This window comes from Gardnerella sp. CCPDSM, assembly GCF_056754715.1.
The window spans coordinates 1-305 of record NZ_JBQEQO010000092.1 but is presented as its reverse complement, the minus strand read 5'-3'; the positions used below and the strand labels follow the sequence as shown (position 1 = coordinate 305).

The 305-nt window shown below is 40.7% G+C and carries 1 pseudogene; it reads left to right on the top strand.

The window, feature by feature from the left end:
• Positions 1–305 (top strand): annotated as a pseudogene (locus ACTJLE_RS06680) (InlB B-repeat-containing protein); the annotation flags it as partial.

Genomic DNA, 305 nt, shown 5'->3' with positions numbered 1-305 from the left:
CAACTATGAGTGGGTTGCTGAATCAGATGATCTTGCTAACGCTCCAACTGATGCGAACGTTAATATTGCAGTGCATAGAGATGATAATGTTTCTACTCAGCAAGTTGTTACTTTTGTGTTGAGAAGAAAGATTGCTACAGTAACATTTTTCGACGGTGATGACAGTAAGCCGTATGCGACTGTGAAAGTTCAAAAGGGTAGCTCGATTGATGGTGACGAACTGAAAAATCAGTCGATGCCTAAAGATCCTACGAAGTCTGGGTTTACTTTTAACGGTTGGTTTACTGGGAAAGATGGTAAAGGTA